Here is a 4,286-nt window from a genome sequence, read left to right as displayed (position 1 = left end):
GCGGTCATAGCGTGGGGGAAACGCCCGGTCCCATACCGAACCCGGAAGCTAAGGCCCACTGCGCCGATGGTACTGCACTCGTGAGGGTGTGGGAGAGTAGGTCACCGCCGGACTTAACTTGAGATGAATGGTTTGAGGCCCTGGAACACAATGCGTGTTCCAGGGCCTCACCTGTTTAACCCGCAAAACAGGTTGCTGGGATGGCTTGATGGTTGGTTGGTGGGGGTCAGGGGTTGATGCTTGGCCTCTTTCCGCTATTTAAAACAGGACTACTGTTGACATGGTTTGTGGTAGTCCTAATCATCGAAGTATGGTCGAGAAAGCATCGCATCTGTCCGCAGGTTCGGCGATCGCATCGATAGTGTTTGCAGTTATTGCTATTGGAATCGCCTTGCTTACATTGAACATACGTTCAACCTCCATCAGAGTTCTGCTGATCGTGGTTGCTATCGCGTTAATTGCAGCTGCCGGCGCAGCCATTGCAATTACCTTGAGTAGAATCAAGCAGCCCAAGAACTGAGCAGAAGATCGAGCTTCTTCAGCACCTCCCCGCACGTGGATTGCAGTAGGCATTCGTTTTACTGGACCTGGGCCTGGCGTTTGGATTCTCTTCACTTGAAGGCAGCTCACTATGTCCCGGGAAAATACTCGTGAGCATTCACGGACGGCACCGAATTATCCGTACCTAGCAATCTAGAGTGACCACTTTTGCGTTCGTTTTGTCAGCGCACTAAATCAAGACTTCTCTCGCGTGGACAGCCCGCGTCCGGGTTCTGAGCACCTGATCGAGATCAGTCTCGCAAATTTGGGGAGAACATCTCACGGATCAACGGTATTGCCATGAATCTCCTTGATCTCCAGCTCGGCTGTAAGGCACTGCGATTCCAACTGGATGCCTATTAGGCGAAACCTGGTCATCTAGTTCTACCGAAACTATTGAAGCGAGTATTCTCGGATTGACAGTGCCTACTGAACTAGCGGAGAAAACGATGTCCGATGCATATAGCGATTTAGTTGAAACCCTAAGGCGCGAGTTGCCTGAAGACTCGATAGTTCTATCAGACAGCGTCCTACGGGAGAATTCACGCGACTTCGGCCAACTCTCCGGTGAGCCCGTGATGCCTTTGGCAGTCGTTTTCCCTACCGAGGTAGGCCATGTGCAAGCGGTTATGCGTGTGGCAACCGCTAATCGGATTCCTGTAATAAGCCGCGGCGCCGGCACTGGGGTCTCAGGCGGCGTTCATGTTCAAGGCGATGCAGTCATTCTGAACCTGAGCAAGATGGACAAGATCATTGAGATTCGTCCGCACGACGAAGTGGCAATCGTTGAACCAGGCGTTATCAACCACCATTTAAATACTGCCGTCGCCCAATTTGGACTGATGTACGCGCCGGATCCGGCAAGCTACAAGATGTCCACCATTGGCGGAAACATTGCCACGAATGCTGGCGGCCTTCGGTGCGCCAAGTATGGCGTGACCCGCGAATCGGTTCTTTCCTTGGACGTGGTGCTAGCTGACGGAAGACTAATTCGAGTCGGGAAGAATACATTCAAAGGCGTTGCCGGATATGACCTTGCCGCGCTTTTTACTGGATCTGAAGGCACCTTGGGCGTCGTAGTGCGCGCCGTCGTACGATTGCGATATCTTCCTGTAGACGAACGTGATCTTAGTATGGTGTTCCCCTCTCTTGAAGCCGCGGTCCAAGGCGTACAGCAGATTGCAAAGTCCCGCATTCAGCCAGCAATCTTAGAGTTAATCGACTATTCGACTATTTGTGTTTTAGACCAGCAATACTCCACCGACTATGCATCATTGGGTGGAGCAATGCTTTTAGTGCGATTGGACGGCTACGGGGCTGAACGAGAAGAAGCAGCAGTTCGAGATGCATTCATGAATAGTGATGTGCAGTTGAGCAAGAGCGGCGATGCGGCAGCGACCCGCCTTATCGAGATGCGTCGGACTAGTCGTGGGGATACGAAGGACGACGCCTACCGAACAGGCGAAGACGTAGCAATACCTAAGAGCCGCATGGTCGAGTATGTGCACCGACTCCAAGACTTGGCTCGCGAGGAAAATGTAAACATGCGGATGATCTCCCATGCTGGCGACGGCAATTTGCATCCGACGTTCTTCGTTGACCCTACTGAAGGGGAACAACCATTGGCGCGACTGCACAGAGCAGTCGAAGGATCAGTTAAGGAAGCTCTGGCGTTGGGCGGTACGATCACCGGCGAACATGGTGTCGGGCTGATCAAGAAAGACTGGCTAGCGTGGGAGCAATCCGACGAAGTGCTGCAACTGCAACATCAAATCAAAGCGCTGCTGGATCCCCTCAATATCCTGAACCCGGGCAAGGCTATATAGGTAGGCAAAGTAGGTCGTAACTGTGGGTCCATGAACCGACCGCAGCGCGCCTGGTCACTCCTTGGCGCGTGGTAAAGCACGGGTGTAGAGTAAAAAAGTGTCTAACCGCGGGATATGGCGCAGTTTGGTAGCGCGCGTCGTTCGGGACGACGAGGTCGCAGGTTCAAATCCTGTTATCCCGACCAAGGTTAAAGCAGGCCACTCGTGCCCCGCTTCTGATCTAAAGCCAAAGCACCGCGAGCCAGCGGTAATGGTGAGAACGAAGGCTGTAGTGCGTTTCAAGAACCTCAGTGACTGCAACGCTGATACCCAGAAATCAGACAAAGAGCTGCAGATCACTCGAGGATCTTGGCTTTCGATGTGCGCTCCGGGTTTTTTTTAGGTATAGTTATATCTCGTGCTAAGGCATTCATTGAAGGGCAGCTTCGGCTATTCCTTCAAATGAAGACCAAGTCACATTGGGATATGGTGTAATTGGCAACACAACGGTTTCTGGTTCCGTCATTCTAGGTTCGAGTCCTGGTATCCCAGCGCTTCGCCAAAGCAATTTGGTGAGCTGAAGATTCGTCTTCAGCATACGGCCCCATCGTATAGCGGCCTAGTACTCCGCCCTCTCACGGCGGCAACACGGGTTCGAATCCCGTTGGGGTCACCATCAAATCGCGGAACTTCGGTTCCGCGATTTTTTATGCCTAAAACTAGTAGCGTGGTTATTCCAGTTCCGCGGCTGCCCCTCAACGTGTAGCGAAATGCAGGGTGCAATCTACTGTCCCGATTACCGACTTTGGGACTCAACCAGATTCGGAACACGCGAAGGACAAGTTGTCATTTTATTGGCCCAGATTCAACAAAACGGTTGATACCTACTTGCCTGCAGGATTACCCCATCTCTCGTCGGTTTCGTTCAAGCCACAGCCATCACTTTTGATAAAGGTTCCAGGCATTAATCAGCCATCCCATTGTTCCAGCTGCGGGGGAGGAGCCTAAACTTGGCGCATGACTGGAATCCCTGTGGGTGATAACAACTATGAACCTCACGGCCTGGGGCATAGAAGCCGATATAGACAGGGCAAAAGAGCAACCTATTTCTTGGGGTTGGCGGTTTCTGCTTCCTTCTGACACTAGCCGTGAATTATGGTCTCAAGTTCACGATCCTTGGAGAACATCCAACAACAGCTTTTCTGCTGGCTAACTGTGTAGCGACTACCGTCTCCTACTACTTGTCGCGACGTTTTACGTTCGGCGACATCATGCACGGACTGAAACGCGTCCAATTTATAAAATTTTTCATCATGTCGGTCATCGCCGTAGGAATTGCTTCGGCACCGGTCTATGTCTCACTCTGGATATTCGGATTCACTCAACCCCACGTATCTTTCTTAATGCAAGAGGTTGCCGACTTTGTAGCCGGCCCCATACGAGGCACGCTTTTCGGAATGATCTTCCGTTGGTATGCCATGAAGAAATTCGTTTTCGTCGATACGATCCACCGACGCACGGAAATACTCTGATTGGGGTTGTAGAAGCGATCCCGAATCGCCATTCGAGCACCGTAGGAAAAGCAGATAGAACACCCGTTTTCGGGCTGTAACCACCGTCACCCTTAAAAGCCCCCTTTCGATTTGTGCGTATGGAAAAACGTGTGTATAGTTTTTATCTGTTGCCGGAACGGAAACAACACGGAATCTACCGATTGTTTACCCGGCAGCCAATCACTTTTCACTGAAGGTTTCCAGCCGATTTTGATCGGGCTGCGGATTCTGGTAAGTTCGAAAAGTTGCTCCGGAGCGAAGCAGCCATCGAAGGTCTGGTGGTTGTGGTGTCGAGAGTGTTTGTTGTTTGAGAACTCAATAGTGTGCCAAGTTTGTTGATACCGAATATTTATTTTATTTGGTGAATACATATTATTTGCTTGAGGCA

The 4,286-nt window shown here is 51.3% G+C and carries 3 protein-coding genes, 3 tRNA genes, 1 rRNA gene and 1 pseudogene; 7 read left to right on the top strand and 1 reads right to left on the bottom strand.

What is annotated here, in order from left to right; translation table 11 throughout:
- From rrf to AB4Y71_RS17915, 7 genes and pseudogenes are all read left to right on the top strand, one after another.
- Nucleotides 1-113: ribosomal RNA gene (gene rrf / locus AB4Y71_RS17945) — 5S ribosomal RNA — on the top strand; the annotation flags it as partial.
- A 197-nt stretch (nucleotides 114-310) separates the two neighbouring features.
- The gene (locus AB4Y71_RS17940; RefSeq protein ID WP_134781275.1) at nucleotides 311-520 is read left to right on the top strand and encodes a hypothetical protein; all 210 of its coding nucleotides are present in this window, start codon (nucleotides 311-313) and stop codon (nucleotides 518-520) included.
- Between the two features lie 469 nt (nucleotides 521-989).
- Entirely contained in the window at nucleotides 990-2,366 is a 1,377-nt protein-coding gene (locus AB4Y71_RS17935) for an FAD-binding oxidoreductase (protein ID WP_441722746.1), read from the top strand.
- A gap of 108 nt (nucleotides 2,367-2,474) precedes the next feature.
- Nucleotides 2,475-2,551: transfer RNA gene (locus tag AB4Y71_RS17930), tRNA-Pro, on the top strand.
- Between the two features lie 274 nt (nucleotides 2,552-2,825).
- Nucleotides 2,826-2,897, top strand: a tRNA-Gln gene (locus AB4Y71_RS17925).
- Between the two features lie 48 nt (nucleotides 2,898-2,945).
- Nucleotides 2,946-3,021 (top strand) — tRNA-Glu (locus AB4Y71_RS17920).
- Between the two features lie 442 nt (nucleotides 3,022-3,463).
- Nucleotides 3,464-3,877, top strand: a pseudogene (locus tag AB4Y71_RS17915) (GtrA family protein); the annotation flags it as partial.
- Nucleotides 3,878-3,969: 92 nt separating this feature from the next.
- Here the strand turns inward: AB4Y71_RS17915 and AB4Y71_RS17910 are convergent.
- A partial coding sequence (locus tag AB4Y71_RS17910) for a hypothetical protein (RefSeq protein WP_441722744.1) occupies nucleotides 3,970-4,286 on the bottom strand: 317 nt, incomplete at its 5' end.

Origin of the sequence: Glutamicibacter sp. MCAF14, assembly GCF_052114325.1 — a bacterium.
Classification (GTDB): domain Bacteria; phylum Actinomycetota; class Actinomycetes; order Actinomycetales; family Micrococcaceae; genus Glutamicibacter; species Glutamicibacter arilaitensis.
This window is presented reverse-complemented; position numbering and strand designations above follow the sequence as displayed.

Coding starts and splice junctions, on each gene's coding strand:
- AB4Y71_RS17940 (WP_134781275.1), top strand. CDS start 311: ATGGTCGAGAAAGCATCGCATCTGTCCGCAGGTTCGGCGATCGCATCG.
- AB4Y71_RS17935 (WP_441722746.1), top strand. CDS start 990: ATGTCCGATGCATATAGCGATTTAGTTGAAACCCTAAGGCGCGAGTTG.